At 66.7% G+C, this 19,807-nt stretch carries 25 protein-coding genes and 1 tRNA gene; 14 read left to right on the top strand and 12 right to left on the bottom strand.

The features are described from left to right. Positions 1-11 precede the first annotated feature (11 nt). Both flgC and IEX25_RS09675 read right to left on the bottom strand, forming a co-directional pair. Positions 12-404, bottom strand: coding sequence for a flagellar basal body rod protein FlgC (flgC, locus tag IEX25_RS09670; RefSeq protein WP_103173406.1), 393 nt, complete (start codon positions 402-404; stop codon positions 12-14). Next, the gene (locus IEX25_RS09675) at positions 404-790 is read right to left on the bottom strand and encodes a FlgB family protein (protein WP_188714973.1); all 387 of its coding nucleotides are present in this window, start codon (positions 788-790) and stop codon (positions 404-406) included. The genes flgC and IEX25_RS09675 overlap by 1 nt, the downstream gene beginning before the upstream one ends. 207 nt (positions 791-997) lie before the next feature. Here IEX25_RS09675 and IEX25_RS09680 point away from each other — a divergent pair, with 207 nt between their 5' ends. Continuing rightward, entirely contained in the window at positions 998-1,345 is a 348-nt protein-coding gene (locus IEX25_RS09680; protein WP_188714974.1) for a hypothetical protein, read from the top strand. On the opposite strand, the gene IEX25_RS09685 is transcribed toward IEX25_RS09680, so the two are convergent. Continuing rightward, a tRNA-Arg gene (locus tag IEX25_RS09685) sits at positions 1,340-1,416 on the bottom strand. The genes IEX25_RS09680 and IEX25_RS09685 overlap by 6 nt on opposite strands. Positions 1,417-1,514: 98 nt before the next feature. Between IEX25_RS09685 and IEX25_RS09690 the strand changes: the two genes are divergently transcribed. From IEX25_RS09690 to IEX25_RS09730, 10 genes are all read left to right on the top strand, one after another. Next, positions 1,515-2,534: a LacI family DNA-binding transcriptional regulator gene (locus IEX25_RS09690; RefSeq protein WP_188714975.1), complete on the top strand. Its 1,020-nt coding sequence runs from the start codon at positions 1,515-1,517 to the stop codon at positions 2,532-2,534. 38 nt (positions 2,535-2,572) lie between these two features. Then, on the top strand, positions 2,573-3,382 hold the full coding sequence (locus IEX25_RS09695; RefSeq protein ID WP_188714977.1) for a S49 family peptidase: 810 nt from the start codon (positions 2,573-2,575) through the stop codon (positions 3,380-3,382). Next, positions 3,379-3,507: a hypothetical protein gene (locus IEX25_RS20310; RefSeq protein WP_256388126.1), complete on the top strand. Its 129-nt coding sequence runs from the start codon at positions 3,379-3,381 to the stop codon at positions 3,505-3,507. The genes IEX25_RS09695 and IEX25_RS20310 overlap by 4 nt, the downstream gene beginning before the upstream one ends. A gap of 282 nt (positions 3,508-3,789) precedes the next feature. Beyond that, positions 3,790-5,652 (top strand): excinuclease ABC subunit UvrC, encoded by a 1,863-nt coding sequence (uvrC, locus tag IEX25_RS09700; RefSeq protein ID WP_188714979.1) that lies wholly within the window; start codon positions 3,790-3,792, stop codon positions 5,650-5,652. Positions 5,653-5,879: 227 nt separating this feature from the next. Next, complete coding sequence (locus tag IEX25_RS09705) at positions 5,880-6,248, top strand: hypothetical protein (RefSeq protein WP_103173401.1); 369 nt, start codon at positions 5,880-5,882, stop codon at positions 6,246-6,248. Between the two features lie 81 nt (positions 6,249-6,329). After that, positions 6,330-6,962 carry a CDP-diacylglycerol--glycerol-3-phosphate 3-phosphatidyltransferase gene (pgsA, locus tag IEX25_RS09710; RefSeq protein WP_103173400.1) on the top strand — a complete coding sequence of 211 codons (633 nt, stop codon included), beginning with the start codon at positions 6,330-6,332 and terminating at the stop codon, positions 6,960-6,962. Then, complete coding sequence (gene moaD, locus IEX25_RS09715) at positions 6,952-7,203, top strand: molybdopterin converting factor subunit 1 (RefSeq protein ID WP_188714981.1); 252 nt, start codon at positions 6,952-6,954, stop codon at positions 7,201-7,203. The genes pgsA and moaD overlap by 11 nt, the downstream gene beginning before the upstream one ends. A 3-nt stretch (positions 7,204-7,206) precedes the next feature. Then, the gene (locus IEX25_RS09720) at positions 7,207-7,641 is read left to right on the top strand and encodes a molybdenum cofactor biosynthesis protein MoaE (RefSeq protein WP_188714983.1); all 435 of its coding nucleotides are present in this window, start codon (positions 7,207-7,209) and stop codon (positions 7,639-7,641) included. Positions 7,642-7,680: 39 nt separating this feature from the next. Further along, entirely contained in the window at positions 7,681-8,187 is a 507-nt protein-coding gene (locus IEX25_RS09725) for a hypothetical protein (protein ID WP_188714985.1), read from the top strand. 68 nt (positions 8,188-8,255) lie between these two features. Continuing rightward, on the top strand, positions 8,256-9,626 hold the full coding sequence (locus tag IEX25_RS09730; protein WP_103173396.1) for a glutamate--cysteine ligase: 1,371 nt from the start codon (positions 8,256-8,258) through the stop codon (positions 9,624-9,626). A gap of 15 nt (positions 9,627-9,641) precedes the next feature. Here the strand turns inward: IEX25_RS09730 and IEX25_RS09735 are convergent, their stop codons facing one another. After that, the gene (locus IEX25_RS09735) at positions 9,642-10,049 is read right to left on the bottom strand and encodes a hypothetical protein (RefSeq protein WP_229665126.1); all 408 of its coding nucleotides are present in this window, start codon (positions 10,047-10,049) and stop codon (positions 9,642-9,644) included. Between the two features lie 141 nt (positions 10,050-10,190). Next, positions 10,191-11,252 (bottom strand): glycerophosphodiester phosphodiesterase family protein, encoded by a 1,062-nt coding sequence (locus IEX25_RS09740; RefSeq protein ID WP_188714989.1) that lies wholly within the window; start codon positions 11,250-11,252, stop codon positions 10,191-10,193. Positions 11,253-11,479: 227 nt separating this feature from the next. Between IEX25_RS09740 and IEX25_RS09745 the strand changes: the two genes are divergently transcribed. Together IEX25_RS09745 and IEX25_RS09750 are read left to right on the top strand one after the other, a co-directional pair. Beyond that, a complete protein-coding gene (locus IEX25_RS09745) occupies positions 11,480-11,869 on the top strand; it encodes a hypothetical protein (RefSeq protein ID WP_188714991.1) in 390 nt (129 codons plus the stop codon). Between the two features lie 101 nt (positions 11,870-11,970). Beyond that, complete coding sequence (locus IEX25_RS09750; protein ID WP_188714993.1) at positions 11,971-13,005, top strand: SGNH/GDSL hydrolase family protein; 1,035 nt, start codon at positions 11,971-11,973, stop codon at positions 13,003-13,005. On the opposite strand, the gene plsY is transcribed toward IEX25_RS09750, so the two are convergent. The 7 genes from plsY to ccmI form a co-directional block, all read right to left on the bottom strand. After that, positions 13,002-13,583 (bottom strand): glycerol-3-phosphate 1-O-acyltransferase PlsY, encoded by a 582-nt coding sequence (gene plsY / locus IEX25_RS09755; protein WP_188714994.1) that lies wholly within the window; start codon positions 13,581-13,583, stop codon positions 13,002-13,004. The two genes, IEX25_RS09750 and plsY, sit on opposite strands and share 4 nt — an antisense overlap. Continuing rightward, positions 13,580-14,812 carry a dihydroorotase gene (pyrC, locus tag IEX25_RS09760; protein ID WP_188715061.1) on the bottom strand — a complete coding sequence of 411 codons (1,233 nt, stop codon included), beginning with the start codon at positions 14,810-14,812 and terminating at the stop codon, positions 13,580-13,582. Before pyrC ends, plsY begins: the two co-directional genes overlap by 4 nt. A 38-nt stretch (positions 14,813-14,850) precedes the next feature. Beyond that, entirely contained in the window at positions 14,851-15,423 is a 573-nt protein-coding gene (locus IEX25_RS09765) for a hypothetical protein (protein WP_188714996.1), read from the bottom strand. Continuing rightward, entirely contained in the window at positions 15,423-16,385 is a 963-nt protein-coding gene (locus IEX25_RS09770; RefSeq protein ID WP_188714998.1) for an aspartate carbamoyltransferase catalytic subunit, read from the bottom strand. Before IEX25_RS09770 ends, IEX25_RS09765 begins: the two co-directional genes overlap by 1 nt. Before the next feature lie 126 nt (positions 16,386-16,511). Beyond that, positions 16,512-16,679: a DUF1289 domain-containing protein gene (locus tag IEX25_RS09775; RefSeq protein WP_188715000.1), complete on the bottom strand. Its 168-nt coding sequence runs from the start codon at positions 16,677-16,679 to the stop codon at positions 16,512-16,514. Next, positions 16,676-17,146 (bottom strand): Holliday junction resolvase RuvX, encoded by a 471-nt coding sequence (gene ruvX, locus IEX25_RS09780; RefSeq protein WP_188715002.1) that lies wholly within the window; start codon positions 17,144-17,146, stop codon positions 16,676-16,678. The genes IEX25_RS09775 and ruvX overlap by 4 nt, the downstream gene beginning before the upstream one ends. Beyond that, a complete protein-coding gene (ccmI, locus tag IEX25_RS09785) occupies positions 17,143-18,351 on the bottom strand; it encodes a c-type cytochrome biogenesis protein CcmI (RefSeq protein ID WP_188715003.1) in 1,209 nt (402 codons plus the stop codon). The genes ruvX and ccmI overlap by 4 nt, the downstream gene beginning before the upstream one ends. A gap of 147 nt (positions 18,352-18,498) precedes the next feature. Between ccmI and IEX25_RS09790 the strand changes: the two genes are divergently transcribed. Then, positions 18,499-19,752, top strand: a complete 1,254-nt coding sequence (locus tag IEX25_RS09790; protein ID WP_188715006.1) for a sarcosine oxidase subunit beta family protein — start codon at positions 18,499-18,501, stop codon at positions 19,750-19,752. The last annotated feature ends 55 nt before the right edge of the window (positions 19,753-19,807 follow it).

The following is a 19,807-nucleotide window of genomic DNA, read 5'->3' on the forward strand; positions in this document are numbered from 1 at the left end:
GGGCGACCTTTCTAGCGGCGCAGAAGTTCCAGAAGCGACGCGCCCATCTGGCGCGTCTGCTCGAACATTTTCAGGTTGGCCTCATAGCTGCGGCCCGCCTCGCGGGAATCCGCGATTTCGATCACCAGATCGACATTGGAGCCGAGGTAATAGCCGTCCTCGTCCGCCAGGGGATGCGAGGGATCGTAAAGGCGGGGCAGTTCCGATCGGTCCAGCCGCAGCTTCGAAGCCTCGACCTCGCCGGTCGGGCGGCCGAAGCGGGTCGCCTCCTCGAAGGTGACAAGCTTGCGGCGATAGCCGGGCGTGTCGGCATTGGCGATGTTTTCGGCCGTGTGGCGCAGGCGTTCGCTTTGGGCGCGCATCCCGGACGCGGCCAGGTGCAGGGCGGAAACGGGACGGTCCATCACCCCCTCCGCCCGATGCTGGTGCGCATCAGATCGAGCGCCGAGCTGTAGATGCCAAGCGACAGGTCGTGCCCGCGCTTGACCTCGGCCGCCTTCAGCATCTCCTCCTCGAGCGCGACGGAATTGCCGTTGGGCGACACGCCGCTTTCAACGGGCATCTGGCGCGTCAGGGGCGACCATTCGGGCGTGGCCAGATGGCGCGGGTCCGTGGTCCGCATCGCGGAGAACGCCGCGCTGCGATAGCTGTCGGCGAAGGACGTCACATCCTTGGCCTTGAATCCGGGTGTATCGGCATTGGCCACATTGCGGGCGACGACAAGATGCCGCTCGCTGGCATGGGCACCCAGGGCGCGGGCCATGCGCATCATTTCGATCTTTTCAAACATGAGGCTTCTCCTCATTGGCGATAATCCGGTCTTAACCGCGATTCGTTTAGAAACGGTTGAGAGGGCCGAAATTCGGCGCGATGTGCCAATGGAGCCTGAGTATCGACGGAGCGCCGATCCTTGCGGGAAAAGGCCAGGTGCCTCAGATCGTCGGTTGGATCGGTCCTGCGCGGAAGACCTGCCGATCAAGGAACCAGGAGGCATCCGATGGTGACGGTCACCGGCTGGCGCCAGACGATTGGCGTGAAACGCGCTGCACTGACCGGTGGCATCCTGGAGAAGCGGTGGACCCCACGGCAAACCATTGAGTCGCTGTTTGCGTCTAGAAGCGCGGCGCCGGGGATGGGTGCTGACGTCGATGAGGTTGCCGCTGACGCCAAAGCTTCCTTTGCATTGAGGAGGCTGATGCCTCACGACCGGGTGGCTTTGGGGCTGGACTGTTTTCTCGACGAAAAATTTCGGGCGGCGAACAGTCCCCCGGATTCGGTCAGGGCTTTTGTCCCAAACCGAGATCTGCGGGCAAAATGGCAAAGCCAAGCTGTTGAAATCTGGTGACCCCGACAGGACTTGAACCTGTAACCTGCCCCTTAGGAGGGGGCTGCTCTATCCAGTTGAGCCACGGGGCCGCCTTTGCCCTTTTGACCCGTGACAAGGCATTTGGCAAGGTTGTCGCGGGGTCGGACGAACGCTAACATCGGGCAAAGACCTGATCTTCCGGTGCCAGATGAACGTCCCCAGACCCCGCCGCCCCTTGACCCTTCGGGACGTGTCCGAGGCATCCGGCGTGTCCGAAATGACCGTCAGCCGGGTCTTGCGCAACCGGGGCGACGTGTCGGCCGCCACGCGGGAAAAGGTGCTGACGGCTGCCAAGACACTGGGCTATGTCCCCAACAAGATCGCGGGCGGGCTGGCAAGCCAGCGGGTCAACCTTGTCGCGGTGGTGATCCCGTCCCTGTCGAACCTGGTCTTTCCCGATGTGCTGGGGGGCGTGTCGGCGGAACTGGACGATACCGGCCTGCAGCCCGTGATCGGCGTCACCAATTATTCCCCCGCGCGAGAGGAGATGGTGCTGTACGACATGCTGTCCTGGCGACCGTCCGGGGTCATCCTGGCGGGGCTGGAACACAGCAAGGCATCGCGCGCGATGCTGGCGAATTCAGGAATTCCTGTGGTCGAGATCATGGATATCGACGGCGAGGGCATCGACACCATCGTCGGCATTTCCCATCGCCGCGCAGGGCGGGAAATGGCTGCCCGGATCCTGGCTGCGGGCTATCGCCGGATCGGCTTCGTCGGCACCCACATGCCCGAGGATCACCGCGCCAGAAAACGCCTGGCGGGGTTCGAGGAGGGCTTGGCCGAGGCGGGCGTCACGCTGGAGGCGCGCGAATACTACCAAGGCGGATCCTCGCTGCTGAAGGGGCGCGAGTTGACCGAGCGGATCCTGACCCGCGCGCCGGACCTGGATTTCCTTTATTTCTCGAACGACATGATCGGGGCAGGGGGGCTGCTGCATTGCCTGGACAAGGGATACGACATCCCGGGCCGCATCGGGCTTGCCGGCTTCAATGGCGTCGATCTGCTGGACGGGCTGCCGGTGCGCCTGGCCACGACCGATGCAAGGCGCGTCGATATCGGCAGGCGCGCGGCCCGGCTGGTCGCTGGCAAGGACATCATCCCCGAAGACCGGATCGTCGCGTTGACGCCAACCTTCCTGCCCGGGGACACGATCCGTCATGGCTGACGCTTGCGGCAGGGGCTTGGGGTGATTAACTCTGCCTCATGCGTATTCCCTATCTTGACCGTCTGACGAACAAGGGTCCCCGCGTGTCGGTGATCCGCCTGCATGGCGCCATCGGCATGGCCGGGCGCGGCGGCGGCCTGTCGGACGCGGCGCTTGCGCCCGTGATCGAACGCGCCTTTCGCAAGGGCAAGCCCGTCGCCGTGGCGCTGTCGATCAATTCGCCCGGCGGATCGCCGGTGCAGTCGTCGCTGATCGCTGCCCGGCTCCGGCGACTGGCCGACGAGACGAAGACCCCTGTCCATGCCTTTGTCGAGGATGTGGCGGCCTCTGGCGGATACTGGCTGGCCTGCGCGGCGGACCGGATCTGGGCCGATGACAGTTCGATCCTGGGGTCGATCGGGGTGATCTCGGCGGGCTTCGGTTTCCAGGATCTGATCGCCCGCTGGGGGATCGAGCGCCGCGTGCATACGGCAGGACGGTCGAAATCCACGCTGGATCCCTTCCGCCCCGAACGGCCCGAGGATGTGGAGCGCCTGCACAACGTGCTGGAGTCGATCCACCAGGCCTTCAAGGATCATGTGACGGCCCGCCGGGGGGACCGGCTGGCTGCGGACCGCGATCTGTTCACCGGCGAATTCTGGGCCGGGCGGCAGTCCGTGGCCTTGGGGCTTGCCGATGGCATCGGCCACCTGGTGCCGCAGATGAAGGCGCTTTACGGCGACAAGACGCGCTTTGTCGTCCATGCCCCGCGCCAGTCGCTGTTCCGCAGGCTGGGGCTGTCGGCCGGCACGGTGCTGGACGCAGCCCAGGAACGCGCGGCCTTTGCCCGCTTCGGTGCCGGGGGATGAGTGTCCGCATCGTCATCCTGTTCCTGATGGTGATGGTTGCCCTGGCGCTGATACGCGGTCCGGCCTTTCGCCGCAGCATCCGCCGTCTTCTGGGTATCCCACCGTCCCGTCGCAACCGCAGGTAACCGGATTTGTCCCCGTTCAGGTAAGATTCGTTCAACAAGCGCCTGAAACTGCGCAAGTTTCGCATCTCACGGCTGGATGTAATAAATTTCCTTTTAAGAACAGCAACTTAAGATATTGCCTAAATTTCAGGCAAAGTCATCATCCTGTAACGATTGCTGGTTGGGAACATCCTGCCTCACAGGACTCTCACAGAGTTATCCACAGCGGCGGTGGACAGCTTTGACCTTGTAATCCTCGCCCCGAACTTGCAGCCCGCCACGGGAATCACCACTCTGACGGACATGACCCAGGACACGACCCCCAAGACCGGCCACGCGCTGATTCAGGACTATCTGCGCCAGCTTGACCGCAGCCCCGGCGTTTATCGGATGCTGGATGCGCAGGGGGCGGTTCTTTACGTCGGCAAGGCGCGCGACCTGAAGGCGCGGGTGTCGAACTATGCCCGGCCCTCGGGCCATTCGGCGCGGATCGCGCGGATGATCCGCGAAACCGCCAGCATGATGTTCCTGACCACGCGCACTGAAACCGAGGCGCTGCTGCTGGAACAGAACCTGATCAAGCAGCTGAAGCCGCGCTACAACGTGCTTTTGCGCGACGACAAGTCATTCCCGAACATCCTGGTCGCGAAATCCCACGCCTATCCGCAGATCAAGAAGCATCGTGGGGCGAAGTCGGAAAAGGGCGACTATTACGGCCCCTTCGCCAGCGCGGGGGCCGTGAACCGCACGCTGACCCAGCTGCAGCGGGTGTTTTTGCTGCGCAACTGCACGGACGCCACCTTCGAATCGCGCACGCGCCCCTGCCTGCTGTTCCAGATCAAACGGTGCAGCGCGCCCTGCGTCGGCCGGATTTCGGAAACGGATTACGGCGCGCTTGTGTCGGATGCCGAACGCTTCCTGCAGGGCAAGACCACCGTGATCCAGGCCAACCTGGCCCGCGACATGGCCGAGGCGGCCGAGAACATGGAATACGAACGTGCCGCCGCGCTCCGCGACCGGATCAAGGCGCTGACCGCCGTGCAATCGGTCCAGGCCATCAACCCCAAGCGCGTGGCCGAGGCCGACATCGTCGCCCTGCACATGGAAAGCGGGCAGGCCTGCGTGCAGGTCTTCTTCATCCGCGGCAATCAAAGCTGGGGCAACCGCGACTTCTATCCTCGACTTGGCGGGGTGGAATCGCCTGCCGAGGTGATGCAGGCCTTCCTTTTGCAATTCTATGACGACAAGCCGCCGCCCCGGATGATCCTGCTGTCTCATGCACCGGACGAGCCCGACCTGACCCGCCAGGTCCTGTCCGAACGTGCCACCCGCCGGGTCGTCATCGGCGTGCCGCAGCGGGGCGAGAAGTTCGATCTGGTGGAAAACGCCCTGCGCAACGCCCGCGAAAGCCTGGCCCGCCGCATGTCCGAAAGCGCCACGCAACTGCGCCTGCTGGAGGGCGTGGGCGAGGCCTTCGACCTGCCCGCCGCCCCCCGGCGGATCGAGGTTTACGACAACAGCCACATCATGGGCACCAATGCCGTGGGCGGCATGATCGTGGCCGGGCCGGAAGGCTTCATCAAGAGCCAGTATCGCAAGTTCAACATCAAGGGGACCGAGATCACGCCGGGCGACGACTTCGGCATGATGAAGGAAGTCCTGTCCCGCCGCTTCACCCGCCTGCTGAAGGAAGACCCCGACCGCCAGACGGAAGCCTGGCCCGACCTGCTGCTGATCGACGGAGGCGCCGGGCAGGTATCCGCCGTGGACGGCATCCTGGCCGATCTGGGGGTCGAGGACATTCCCATCGTCGGCGTCGCCAAGGGCATCGACCGCGACCAGGGGAAAGAGGAATTCCATCGCCCCGGCCGCGCGCCCTTTGCGCTGCGCATGAACGATCCGGTTCTGTATTTCATCCAGCGCCTGCGAGACGAGGCGCATCGCTGGGCCATCGGCACCCACCGCGCCAAGCGCGCCAAATCGGTCATGGCCAATCCTCTGGACGAAATCGCGGGCATCGGCGCCGCCCGCAAGCGCGCGCTTCTGGCCCATTTCGGCAGCGCCAAGGCGGTCAGCCGGGCGGGCCTTGCGGATCTGCAGGCGGTCGAAGGGATCTCGGCGGCGATGGCGCAGAAGGTTCACGACCATTTCAACGCGCGGGGCTGACCGGCGCGGGGAAGGATGTTCCAAACTTCGCGGCTTCAGGGGAAAAGGAAACGTGACGCCGTCGCGATCTCTTAGCAAGATTTTGGAATAACAACGACTTGCGGACCCACCGGGACCGGCCCGGCCGGGCCATTCGCCTGCGAAAGACGTTTGCGGTATCATCCCACCGCAGGCTTCGGTCCTGATCGCGTTATGGTTGCCCCTCTCAACCTGAGAAAGAGGCTATCATGACCCGTTTGCCCGAACCCGGCATCCTTGCCCCGCGGTTCCTGCCTGCCGGCCTGCCCAAATCCACTCGGGGGGATGAATTCAAGCCGCATCTGACGGAACTGACCGGGATCGTGACCGACAACAACAGCAATGGCAGCGATCCGGTGCTGTGCGTCAGCGATGCCGAGGGCCGCAACTGGACGGTCGAGCTGGCCTGCCGCGCAAGGAACGCCGAAATCGGCCTGACCAAGGCCGTGGCGATCCCCGGCGATCCGATCCGCGTCATCGGCCACCGCACCCGCCGCTTTGGCGAGCAGCGCATCAAGGCCGTCCACCTGACCATCGCGGGCCGCGCCTATCCCCTGTTCGAGGGCGCGATCGGCTGAACCGGGCTGCAATCCGGGGGCGCGGCGCATTTCGATGCGCCGCCCCTTTCAAAGTCCCGCGCCACGGACTAGCTTGCCCCTATGCGCTGGACCGTCCCCAATATCCTGACCCTGCTTCGGCTGATCGCGGCCCCCGCCGTGCCGCTGATGTTTCTGTATTTCAGTCGTCCCTGGGCCGACTGGGCGGCACTGGCGCTGTTCCTGATCGCGGCCGTGACAGACTGGATCGACGGCTATCTTGCACGCAGCTGGCAGCAGGAAAGCCGCTTCGGCGCCGCCATGGACCCGATCGCCGACAAGGCCATGGTGGTGATCGCGATCGTCGTCATCACCGGCTATTCCGGCATGAACCCCTGGCTGATCCTGCCCGCCACCCTGATCCTGTTCCGCGAGGTCTTCGTGTCGGGCCTGCGCGAATTCCTGGGATCGAATGCGCGGCTTCTGAAGGTCACCAAGCTTGCCAAGTGGAAGACCACCACCCAGATGGTCGCCATCTCGGTCCTGTTCCTGGGCACCGGCCTGGCCTATGTCGAACACGGCCGCCCGCCCCGCGTGGGCGAACCGGGCTTGCCGTTTTCCCTGTCCTGGGCGGATCTGGCGACGCAGGTCGGCCTGCTGCTGGTGTGGATCGCGGCGGTCCTGACGGCCTGGACCGGGTGGGATTATTTCGTGAAGGCGCGCCCCTATCTGCGCGAACCTGGCCATGACGCTTGACGTGCTGTATTTCGCCTGGCTGCGCGAACGCATCGGCCAGCCGCGCGAACGGATCGAGACCGACGCCGCCACCGTCCGCGACCTGATCGCCGATCTGGCCGCGCGGGACGACTGGCACGCGGCGGCCTTCGCCGACCTGGCCGCCGTGCGCTGCGCCGTGGACCAGCAGCTTGCCGACCTGGACGCGCCGCTTGCAGGCGCCCGAGAGGTCGCCTTCTTCCCGCCCATGACCGGCGGCTGATCCATGTCGGCCCGCGTCCAGACCGCGCCCTTCGACCTTGCCGCCGAACTGGCGGGCTTCGGTGCGGGCGCGGGGGCCATCGTCACCTTCACGGGCGTGGTGCGCGACGACACCGGCGCCATGGCCGCGCTGGAGATCGAGCATTACCCCGGCATGACCGAACGCGCGCTGTCCGATTACGGCAGCGAAGCCGCCATCCGCTTTGCCCTGACCGACTGGCGCATCGTCCACCGTCATGGCCGCCTTGCCGTGGGCGAGCCGATCATGATGGTCGCCACCGCCGCCCGTCACCGCCACGCCGCGTTCCAGGCCGCCGATTACCTGATGGACTGGCTGAAATCCCGCGCCCCCTTCTGGAAGCGGGAAATCGGCCATGACGGCGCCGCCGCCTGGGTCGATGCCAAGGCCAGCGACGAAGACGCCTTGGCGCGATGGTAGCTTCTTCGTTGCCCAAATACCCATGCCCGGCCGCCGCCCATGATCCGGCCTGACCTGCGCGCCTGGCTTGCCGCCCGGTCCGAATCCCTGGTCGCCGCCGCCATCCTGCTGGCGGGGCTGTGGCTGGCCCTGCGCGGCGGCTGGTTCTTCGCCGCGATTGGCGCCCTGGTGCTGCTGGTCGGCCTGTCGCTGCTGCTGGGCGCCATCCGCCGCCTGCCATTCCGACGCGGCATCACCGCCCCCGGCTTGGTCGAGGTGGACGAAGGCGCCATCCGCTATTACGGCGCCGCCGTGCTGGGAGGAGAGATCGCCCTGCGCGATCTGGTCGAAATCCGCTTGCTGCGCCTGAAGGGCCGGGGTCACTGGCGGCTGCGCAGCACCAGCGGAGAGGCGCTTCTGGTTCCCGTCGATGCCGCGGGCGCGGATGCCTTGGCCCATGCCTTCACGGCCCTGCCAGGCCTGGACATGGGGGCCGTATCGACGGCCCTGGCCCATGTCGCCGATCAGCCCGACGCCGTCCGCACCGTTTGGCGGAGACCGGGTTGAGGCGGGTTGACTTGGCCCCCGCGTCACGTCACCTGTGACCGGCAAGAACCCAGAAAGGCCTCTGTTTCATGTCGATTCCACAACAGGGCGGAGGCCCGATCGAAAGCCGCGACCAGCTTGCAGCCTATATCGCCAGCGGCGAAAAGCCCCGCGACGCCTGGCGCATCGGGACCGAGCACGAGAAGTTCGGCTATGACAAGGCCAGCCTGATGCCCTTGCCCTACGAAGGCGCCTGTTCGGTCCATGCCATGCTGTCGGGCCTGCAGGAACGCTTCGGCTGGAACCCGGTCATGGAACAGGACAAGCTGATCGGCCTGGAACGCGACGGCGCCAATATCAGCCTGGAACCCGGCGGCCAGCTGGAACTGTCGGGCGCGCCTCTGGAAACCATCCACCAGACCTGCGACGAGGTGAACCAGCACCTGGCCGAGGTGAAGGAAATCGCCGACCGCATCGGCGCGGGCTTCATCGGCCTTGGCGCGGCGCCGGTCTGGGGCCAGGACGACATGCCGATGATGCCCAAGGGGCGCTATCGGCTGATGACCGACTACATGGACCGCGTGGGCACGCTGGGCAAGCAGATGATGTATCGCACCTGCACGGTTCAGGTGAACCTGGACTTCGCGTCGGAAGCCGACATGGTCCAGAAGATGCGGGTCGCGCTGTCCTTGCAGCCTGTCGCCAATGCGCTGTTCGCGAATTCCCCTTTCCTCGACGGCAAGCCCAATGGCTGGAAAAGCTGGCGCGCCCATATCTGGCAGAACCTGGACAATGCCCGCACCGGGATGCTGCCCTTCGTCTTCCAGGACGGCTTCGGCTATGACGCCTGGGTGGATTACGTCCTGAACGTGCCGATGTATTTCGTTTATCGCGACGGCAAGTATATCGACGCCCTGGGCCAGTCGTTCCGCGATTTCCTGGACGGCCGCCTGCCCGCCCTGCCGGGCGAGGTGCCCACCCTGTCGGACTGGGCCGACCACATGACCACCGTCTTCCCCGAGGCCCGCGTCAAGAAATACATCGAGATGCGCGGCGCCGACGGCGGTCCCTGGCGGCGCCTTTGCGCGCTGCCCGCCCTGTGGGTCGGGCTGATCTATGACCAGTCGTCCCTGGATGCCGCATGGGATCTGGTCAAGGACTGGGACGACGAGACCCGCGAGGGGCTGCGTCAACAGGCCGGGATCCACGGGCTGCAGGCCAGCGTGAACGGCATCCACATGCAGGATCTGGCGCGCGAGGTCGTGGCGATCGCCGAACAGGGTTTGAACAACCGCGCCCGTCCCGGCGCGGGGGGCCTTGTCCCGGACGAGACGCATTTCCTGAACGCGCTGAAGGAAAGCCTGGACAGCGGCAAGGTGCCGGCCGACGAACTGCTGGAAAAGTTCAACGGCGAATGGAACGGCGACCTGACGCCGATCTATCGCGAATATTCTTATTGACCGGGGCAGGCCAAGTCAGAACCGCCATGTCAGGCCCAGCGGCGGGCCTGCCATCGTCGCATCCACCCGCGTCCCGCCGCTGCGGCAATCCACGTCCAGCCGCCGATAGCCCGCCGAGACATAGGCCCGGTCGGTGATCTGGTAATTGAGCGTCGCCACCACCTGCGTGGTGCTGTCCGACCCCATGCCCGTGACACCGTGGTCGATATGGGCGATTGCGGACCAGCGGGGCGCCGGGCTGTAATTCGCCCGCAGCGCAAGGATCGGATCGACGAAATCCTTGTCCCCCGACCGGCTGACGACCCCACCCGCGACCGAGACCCCGGCCTCGATCTTCCAGGCGCGCACCCTCTCGTTTTCGATGGCGCGCCAGCCTGCCGCCAGTGTCAGGGATTGCTGCCGCCGACAACCCCGGTGTCCCACATGCCGAAGCACCGCGATCAGGAAATGTTTGCCTGATCGACTGTGCCTGACCTTCGGGGCCGATCAAGGAAGCTGTTGATCCTGCCGGATGGCAGCCTTGACGGGCAGGGGCGCCCGTCCGTGACGCCCCTTGCCTTGGGTTCAGGCAGCGGCCCGCCGGCGGCGCAGCAAGGCCAGGCCGCCCAGGCCCGCCAGCAGCAAGGGGGCTGCGGCAGGCAGCGGCACCGGGGCAGGGTGCTGGGCATCGACCACGGTGCGTCCGAAATCGGTATAATCGGTGAAGAAGCCGTCCAGGCCCCAATCCAGCATCGGCTGGATCATGGCGAAGGCCTCGTCCTCGCTGAGGGGACGGAAGGTATAGGCATGGACCTTCAGGCCAAGACCGTGGGCGGCCTGGATGAAGGACTCGGTGATGCCGCCATAGCTGACGCCGACGCCGGTCGCGACCGACGCGATCTGTTCCAGCGTCCGGAACCCGTCGCTGCCGTTCACGCCATAGATGCCGTCCTCAAGGCGCACTGATCCCAACTGCGCGACTTCTGCCTCCATCCCGTTGGTTTCCAGCAGGCTGGTCAGGTTGATGACGGATTGATGGGCGAAGGATTGCAGGATCACCTTGTCGGCCGCCGTGTCAAAGCCGTTGCTTTTCAGCGACGCGATGATCTTTGCTTCCTTTTCCGCGTCGAAGGGCGCCTTCGCTTCGGGATAGATGCCGACGGATGTGCCATTCGCGGCGTTCTGGGCGTTCAGGAACACCAGCACCTCGTCCAGGGTCGGCACCTTGTAGGGATCGGCCATGCTGGGGGTGAAGCCGGGATAGGTCGAATCGGGCCGCGACAGCGCGCCGGTGGGCTTGACGGTCAGCGTCTTGATCTCGGCCAGGGTGAAGTCCTTGACGTTGTAAGTCCCGTTCCGGGGCTCGAACAGGTCGGCCACATCGGTGGTGCGGGTCAATGTCGTGTCATGCATGGCGACCAGATGGCCGTCCTTGGTCATCTGCACGTCGGGTTCGATGTAATCCGCGCCCAGCTTGATCGCCAGTTCATAGCTGCCCAGCGTTTCCTCGGGCAGATAGCCGCTGGCGCCCCGATGCGCGACGACGATGGGAGCCTCGCCCGTCAGGGTGTTCCAGGTCGCGGCATGGGCTGCAAGGGGCAGGGCCAATGCCGAAAGGGCCGCAAGGGCGGCAAGCTGCATCTTCATGAAAGCGTTTCCCAATCTTTAAACCATCATGCCTGCGCAGCCGGCCGGCGCGCAGCCAGGCGAGGGTGCCCAAAATGGTTAACGGTTCTGCGACGCTTTTGTTCTGGTTTTATAAAATCCTCCTGTTCTAAGCCTTTCGGCCGCACCGCACGACAATATGAGCGTCCGGCACCTTGCGCCGTGCCCCCCTTGGTGGCAGGCGTTGGGCAAAGCGAAAGGGGCAGGCGATGAAGGCGGATGCGATGGTGTGGGTGCAGCGGATCATGGGCGCGGTTTTCGCGGTCGGCGTCGTGTCCCTGGTCGGGGCCATCGTCACCCAGGTCGGTCAGGCCGAAGGGCTGCCGCCGCTGCCGATCTTCGTGGGGCTTTTGGGCATCGTGGTGCTGATCCTGCTGTCGGGCACCTGCCTGGCGCTGATCTCGCTGGCGATTTCGGCGCGGCGCGGGGCCGAGGCGTTGCGCCGCATCGCGGGACAGGGCGGGGCCGCGCCGGTGGTTTCCCCGGTGCGGGTCTTCAACCAACCCTCGCTGCGCGAGGTGGTGTCCGAGCCGCAGCCCGAACCCGCCCCGGCGCGTCCCGCCCGTCCGGCAGGCCGGACCCTGGTGGCCGAACGCTGATACGCCGACCCCGGCCTGTGGCAGCCGGAATGCGCAGGAATCTTTAACGTTGTCCCGAATCCCATCCTGCATTTAGCGTGAAGCGATGCATCGGGGGGATCATGCGTAAATTTTTCCTGGCTATTGCCGTCATCGCAGCACCGCTGACGGCGCAGGCGTCGGTCGTGACCGATGCCTTTACCAGCTTCTGGGCCTTGGGGGACAGCCTGACGGACAACGGCAACCTGCCGCTGCCCGTCTTTGCGGCGGGCCGTCCGGGCGCGCCGATCTCGCCCGAGGCAGGCGAGGCGGCTTATTATGCGCCCAACGACAGGCCGCGTTTTTCAAACGGCCGCACCTTCGCGGAATACGTCGCGGCCGAATTCCAGGCCGCAGGACGGCTGACCGGCAATCTGGCCCGGGGCGGTGCCGAGGCGGCCGAGCCGATCGATCCCGCGGATCCGACGCCCGGCCTGCTGGCGCAGCGTCAGCAACTGGCGGCGGCTTCCGGGGGATTCGGGACGCGGCCCCTGGTGTCGATCCTGATGGGGGCAAACGACATCTTTGCAGGTCTTGCCAGCGGCGATCCGCTTGCAAATGCCATAGGCGCGGCGATCAGGGCTGCCGACGCCGTTGCGGACACGGCCAGCTTTCTTGGCGCCCATGGGGTGCGCGACTTCCTGATCGCCAACCTGCCCGATCTTGGCGCGACGCCTGCCTTTGCCCTGTTCCAGCCCCAGGCTCGGCTGCTGGCCAGTGCGGCGACCACGGCCTATAACGCCCGGCTTGCGGCGAATGTGGCCGCGCTCGAGGCGGGCGGTCTGAATGTCATCAGCCTGGATATCTATGCGCAGCTGAACGGCATCCTGGCCGATCCTGCAGCCTTCGGCTATGGCGACACGACGCCGCCCTGCCTGTTTCCCAGCCCGGGCGTGGCCGCTGCATTCGGACAGGCTCCCGTCTGCAGCGACACGGAATCGCTGTCGCGGCTGTTCTTCGACCCGGTCCATCCCAACCTTCTGGCCCATGCCCAGTTCGGGCAGACCGCGCTGGACCTGATCGAGGCGGATCTGGCGCCGGTCCCGCTGGCGGGCGGGCTGCCCCTTCTGCTGACGGGGTTGGGCGCGTTCGTCGCCCTGCGCCGCCGCAGGGCCTAGCGCCGGCCGATCCGGGGTTCAGACCCGTCCAGCAGGCGGGCGATGTTGGCGCGGTGGCGAATGAAGATCAGCACCGCCATGAACAGGCTGACCGCGATCAGGTCGCCATGGCCCAGGCCCCAGGCAAAGACCGGCGACAGCGCGGCGGCCAGCAGGGCCGACAGGCTGCTGATGCGGCTGATCAGCGCCGTCAGCAGCCAGATCCCGCAGGCGATCAGCCCCAGCGGCCAATGCAGCGCGATCAGCGTGCCCAGGAAGGTCGCGACCCCCTTGCCGCCCTTGAAGCCCAGCCAGACGGGGAAGCAATGGCCCAGAAAGGCCGCGCCCCCCGCCAGCACCGCCGCCATGTCGCCGCCGAAATGGCGCGCGATCAGCACGGCGATGGCGCCCTTGCCCGAATCCAGCAGCAGCGTCGCCAGGGCGGCAGGCTTGTTGCCGGTGCGCAGCACATTGGTCGCGCCGATATTGCCCGACCCGATCTTGCGCAGGTCGCCCAGTCCCAGGGCGCGCGCGATGACCATCCCGAAGGGGATCGAGCCCAGGAGATAGCCGAAGACGGTCCACAGGATCAGGGTCATGCCGCACCCCCGAAGACGCGGCGGCCCGCGACCCAGGTACCCAGGACGCGGCCTTCCATCCGGGCGCCGTCGAAGGGGGTGTTCTTCGATTTCGACAGCAGGGTGAAGCGGTCCAGCACGAAGGGCGCGTCGGGATCGAACAGCACCAGATCGGCAGGCGCGCCCGGCGCCAGCCGCCCGCCCGGCAGGCCCAGCCGTTTCGCCGGGTTCAGCGACATCGCCCGCCACAGTTGCGGCAGGCTCAACCCGCCCTGGTGATACAGACGCATCGCGGCGGGCAGCAGCGTCTGCAGGCCCACCGCGCCGGGGGCGGCGGCCTCGAAGGGCAGGCGCTTGGATTCCTCGTCCTGGGGAGTGTGGAAACTGGCGATGACGTCGATCAGGCCGTCTGCCACCGCCTGCACCATCGCCAGCCGGTCGTCTTCCGACCGCAGGGGCGGGGTGAAGCGGAAGAAGGTGCGGTAATCGCCCACATCGTACTCGTTCAGCGTCAGGTGGTGGATCGAGATCCCGGCCGTCACGTCCAGGCCCGCATCCCGCGCGCGCTGCAGGGCGGGCAGGGCGCGGGCGGTGGTGATCTGGTCGGCATGCCAGCGGCAGCCGGTCATCGCCACCAGCGACAGGTCGCGATCAAGCCCGATCACCTCGGCCATCGGCGACACGGCGGGGATGCCATAGATCGAGGCGAACTTGCCGCCGGTCGCCGCCGCCCCGCGCGACAGGCCCGCATCCTGCGGATGGCCCACGATCAGCGCGCCCAGGCCCCGCGCATAGGTCATGCAGCGCGACAGCAGCCGCGTATCCGCCACCTGCCGCACGCCGTCGGTGAAGGCCACGGCGCCCGCATCGGTCAGGAAGCCGATCTCGACCATCTCGCGCCCTTCGCGGGCCTTGGTCAGGCTGGCCATGTGGCGGATGTTGACGGCGGCGTCCGCTGCGCGACGCGTCACGAATTCCAGCGATTCGGGCGTGTCGATGGGGGGCAGGGTGTCGGGGCGGGCGACGATGGTGGTGACACCGCCTGCCGCCGCCGCAAGGCCCGCGCTGCGGAAGGATTCCTTGTGCCGTTCGCCCGGCTCGCCGATCTTGACGCCCCAGTCGATGATGCCAGGGGCAAGCGCGCGGCCATTGCAGTCGATGACGGTCGCGCCTTGGGGGGCCTCGGCGTCGATGCCCGCGATCACGCCGTCGCGGACCAGCAGGCTGCCGGTGGCGTCCGTCTGCGCCATGGGGTCGATCAGGCGGGCATTGGTGAAATGAAGAATGGTCACGACCCGGTCTCCGTCCTGTCGGTCTGGCGCGATTGAATGTCCCGGATCATCGCGGCGATCCGGCCCGCCCCGGCGATGCCGATGAAGCCCGCCTCTCGCTGGGGCTTGGGCGGGCGGTTGTCCAGCCAGGGCGGATCGACGATGACCGAGCCCGGTTCCTCGGGGTGGATGGTCAGGTCAAGATCGGGCGTGATGTCCCAGGCGCGCAGGGCCGACCCGTCATGAACCAGCATCCGCCGGTCCGTCAGGGCATAGCGGCAGCGCCGCAGCCGGGCGATCTGGAGCCGGCGCGGCAAAATCCTGCAGGTCAGCCCGATGACCAGCGCCACCACGCCGATGCCCCCGAAGCCCACGACGAAATCCGGCTGGGACCGGCCTAGGAAGGCGATCAGCAGGAACAGCAGGCTGCCCAGCGACAGGATCGTGCCCAGCATGGTCCAGAAGCGCACCGGCAGGTCGGGGCGCCCTGCGCCGATGGCCCGCCCCTGCCACAAGAGCCGTTCGCCGGGATGCAGCAGGACGGTCCAATCCGCCCCGTCCAGGGTCCCGCCCAGGGTTCTGTCCGGCATCAGACCATCACCCCCGCCGCGGCGCGGCCGCGTTCCGCGCGCAGGTTCCGCGCCAGCAGGTCCAGCGCCGCCATGCGCACGGCCACGCCCATTTCCACCTGGTCCTGGATCACCGACCGGTTGATGTCGTCGGCAATGGTGCCGTCGATTTCCACGCCGCGGTTCATGGGGCCGGGATGCATGACGATGGCGTCGGGCGCGGCGCAGGCCAGCTTTTCGGCATCCAGGCCGAAGCGGTGGAAATATTCGCGTTCCGACGGGATGAAGCCGCCGTCCATGCGTTCCTTTTGCAGCCGCAGCATCATCACCACGTCGGCGCCGCGCAGCCCTTCGCGCATGTCTTCGAACAACTCCACACCCATCTCGCCCGCGCCTGCGGGCATCAGGGTGGCGGGGCCGATCAGGCGCAGCCGGTTCTCCATCTTGCCCAGCAGAAGCAGGTTCGACCGCGCGACGCGGCTGTTGGCGATGTCGCCGCAGATGGCGATGGTCAGGCGGTGCAACCGGCCCTTGGCGCGGCGGATGGTCAGCGCGTCCAGCAGCGCCTGGGTCGGATGTTCATGCCGCCCATCGCCCGCGTTGATGACGGCGCAGTTCACCTTTTCGGCCAGCAGGTTCACCGCGCCCGAATTCGGATGGCGCACCACCAGCAGGTCGGGCTGCATCGCGTTCAGCGTCAGGGCCGTGTCGATCAGCGTTTCACCCTTCTTCACGCTGGAATGGGCCACCGACATGTTCATCACGTCGGCACCCAGCCGCTTGCCCGCCAGTTCGAAACTGGCCTGGGTGCGGGTCGAGTTCTCGAAGAACATGTTGATCTGGGTCATCCCCGCCAGGGTGTCGGCGTGCTTCACCGTGCGGCGGTTCAGGGCGACGTAATCCTCGGCCAGATCCAGAAGGGTGACGATCTCGGGCGGCGAGAGGTGGTCGATGCCAAGCAGGTGGCGGGCGCGAAAGCTCATGGCGGGCCTCAGGATCGGGGTCGCGTTTCTATCGCAGATGGCCGTTCGGGCGGCAAGCGGGCAGGGGGCTGCCTGCCCCCCCGCGCGTGCCGCGCGTCCCCCGGGGATACTTTGGCACAGAAGATGTCAGACCTGGCGGGGGTTGCGGGCGGGCAGGTCGGCCATGACCCGGCGGCGCGCGTCGGGCGACAGGCTGGACCAGGCGGCGATTTCGTCCAGGCTGCGCCAGCAGCCGGTGCAGAGCCGCGTCGCCGGGTCGATCACGCAGACCTTGATGCAGGGGCTTTCGATCATCCTTGCAGATACCGCAGCCGGTCGAGCGCGCCTTGCAGGATGTATCCCGCAGCCACCTGGTCGATCACCTCGGCCCGGCGCTTGCGGGATGTGTCGGCTTCCAGCAGGGCGCGTTCGGCGGCCACCGTGGACAGGCGTTCGTCCCAGAAACCAATGGAAAGAGCCGTCAGCCGTTCCAGGTTGCGGGCGAAGGCGCGGGTCGATTGGGCGCGCGGGCCTTCGCTGCCGTCCATGTTGCGCGGCAGGCCCAGGACCAGCCCCACCAGCCCGCGATCCTTGGCGATCGCCAGCAGTTCCGCCGCATCCAGGGTGAACTTCTGCCGCCGGATCACCGTCAGGGGGGATGCGACCTGCCGCAGCCCGTCGCTGACCGCGACGCCGATGGTCTTGGTTCCCAGGTCCAGTCCGGCGATGGCGCCGACCGGGGGCAGGCTGGACGCAAAATCGGCAATTTCGGGATGGATCATTCGCCAAGCCCTGCCTCGGTTGCGGCCTGCCGCACGATATCCAGGGCCTCGGGCTGGGTGGCGAACCGCGCCTGGGCCTCGGTCCAGATTTCGCGCGCGTGGTCCGCATTGCCGATCACCACCAGCGAGGAGATCAGCCGCGCCCATTCCTCGGGCGTGCCGCCCTGGCTGGCCAGCCGGGATTCAAGCTGGCTGACCATGCCCGCGATCATCTGCTGGCGCTCTTCGGGGGTCATGTCCTCGGCGGCGGCCATGGCCTCTGCGTCGGGGCCAGGCATGGGCACGGGCGGGACGTAATCGGGCTGGCCGGCCAGCCAGGCCAGATCGGAAATGGCGGTGCGGATCGGCGCGATCCAGGGCGCATCCTCGGGGCCTTCCTCAAGCAGGCTGCGCCAGATCGGGAAGGCGCGGTCGGGACGGTCGTTCTGCAATTGCAGCATCCCCAGCAGATAGCGTGCCTGCGGATGGGTGGGCTCCCTGGTCAGGGCGCGGGCCAGCATCTCCTCGGCCTCGGGGGTGATCAGGCCGCTTGCGGCCTCGATCATCAGGGCCGACAGGCGGACCAGTTCATCGGCGCTCGCATCGTCGCCGCGCAATTCGACCAGGCGCTGCTGCGCCTCGCGTGCGGCAGCCAGGTTGCCCAGCCGGATCTCGTTCGTGGCCAGCAGGGCCAGACCCTGCGGATCGTCGGGATTTCTGGCGACCGCTTCGCGCAACTGCTGGATCAGCGCCGCAAAGTCCTCGGGCACCTCGGGGGTGACGGGGGCGGGGGCCCTGGCTTCGGCCTCGGCCTGGCTGGGACGGCTTTCATAGATCTGCCGGGCGTTGGCGATGCGTTGCGCGATGGGAAGATCGTCGCGCCCCGGCTGGCCCTCGCGCAGATAGAGCGTCACCGCCCCCGCGAAAAGCAGCGCCAGAACGCCCATGGCCAGCAGCCCGCGCCCGCCCGCCTTGCCTGCCGTGTCCTGCGACAGCCGGCGATCGGCATCCAGAACCTTTCGCCCGATCTCGGTCCGCAGGCGGGCGGCATCCTCGGGCGCGATCACGCCGCGTTCCAGGTCGCGATCGACCTCTTGCAGCTGGTCGCGATAGACCCGCAGGTCGAAGGCCGCGGCGGGTTCGCCCGTTCCACGGTTGCGCAGCAACGGCGCGATGATGGCAAAGCCGACCGCGCCCGTCAGCACGGCGCAGATGATCCAGAACATGCAAGCCCTCCGGTTGAGGCCCCTTTTAGGGCGCTTTGACCGGCGCGGAAAGCGTCAGCCTGTCGCATTTTGCCGTGATCGGGCGCAACACGGCTTGAGCCTGCGCCCCGGTCTGGTCATCCTGTCCGCAAATCGAACGGAGGTTTCATGCCGTCACGCCGTTATTCGGTCTTTGCCATCGCGCGCGAGGCGCTGCGCCAGCACAGCGGCTGGAGCCGTGCCTGGACCAGCCCCGAACCGCGCGACCGCTACAAGGTGGTGATCGTGGGCGCGGGCGGGCACGGGCTGGCGACGGCCTATTACCTGGGCAGGAATCACGGCATCACCGATGTCGCGGTGATCGAGAAGGGCTGGCTGGGCGGCGGCAACACGGGCCGCAACACCACCATCATCCGGTCGAACTATCTCCAGGATCCGTCGGCGGCGATCTATGACAAGGCGCTGAAGCTTTACGAAACGCTGTCGCAGGACCTGAACTACAACGTGATGTTCAGCCCCCGCGGGCTGATCATGCTGGCCCAGACCGAACACGAGGTGCGGGGATACAGGCGCACCGTCCACGCCAACACCCTGCAGGGCGTGGCGACCGAATGGGTCGAGCCTGCACGCCTGAAGGAACTGGTGCCGATCATCAACATCGACGGACCGCGCTATCCGGTGCTGGGGGGGCTGTATCAGGCCCGCGGCGGCACGGCGCGGCACGACGCCGTGGCCTGGGGCTATGCGCGCGCCTGTTCGGACATGGGCATGCATGTCATCCAGAACTGCGAGGTCACGGGGATCGAGACCGCGAACGGACAGGTCCAGACGGTCAACACCACCAGGGGCCGCATCGGCTGCGACAAGCTGGCGCTGGTGGTAGCCGGTCATTCCAGCCAGCTGGCCGAGATGGCGGGCTTCCGCCTGCCCATCGAAAGCGTGCCGCTGCAGGCTATGGTCAGCGAGCCGATCAAGCCCTGCATGGATGTGGTGGTGATGGCCAACACCGTCCACGGCTACATGTCCCAGTCCGACAAGGGCGAGATGGTGATCGGCGGCGGCACCGACAGCTACAATGCCTTCACCCAGCGCGGATCCTGGCACCATATCGAGGAAACCGTCCGCGCCCTGATCGAGACCTTTCCGATGATCTCTCGCCTGAAGATGCTGCGGCAATGGGGCGGGATCGTGGACATGACGGGCGACCGTTCGCCCATCCTGTCCACCACGCCGGTCGGCGGCATCTTCGTGAACTGCGGCTGGGGCACGGGCGGCTTCAAGGCCATTCCGGGATCGGGCTGGGCCATGGCCGAACTGGTGGCCCAGGGCAGGCCCGGTCCCCTGGCCGCCGCCTTCGGGATGAACCGTTTCCGCGAGGGGCGCTTCATCGACGAATCCGTGGCGGCCGGTGTGGCACATTGATCATGGACCGCAGCTTGCAGGATCGTTCGGGAACCCAAGGGGCATCGGCGTCATT

The sequence above is a fragment of the Paracoccus acridae genome, from assembly GCF_014642735.1.
In the GTDB taxonomy this organism is placed as follows: Bacteria; Pseudomonadota; Alphaproteobacteria; order Rhodobacterales; family Rhodobacteraceae; genus Paracoccus; species Paracoccus acridae.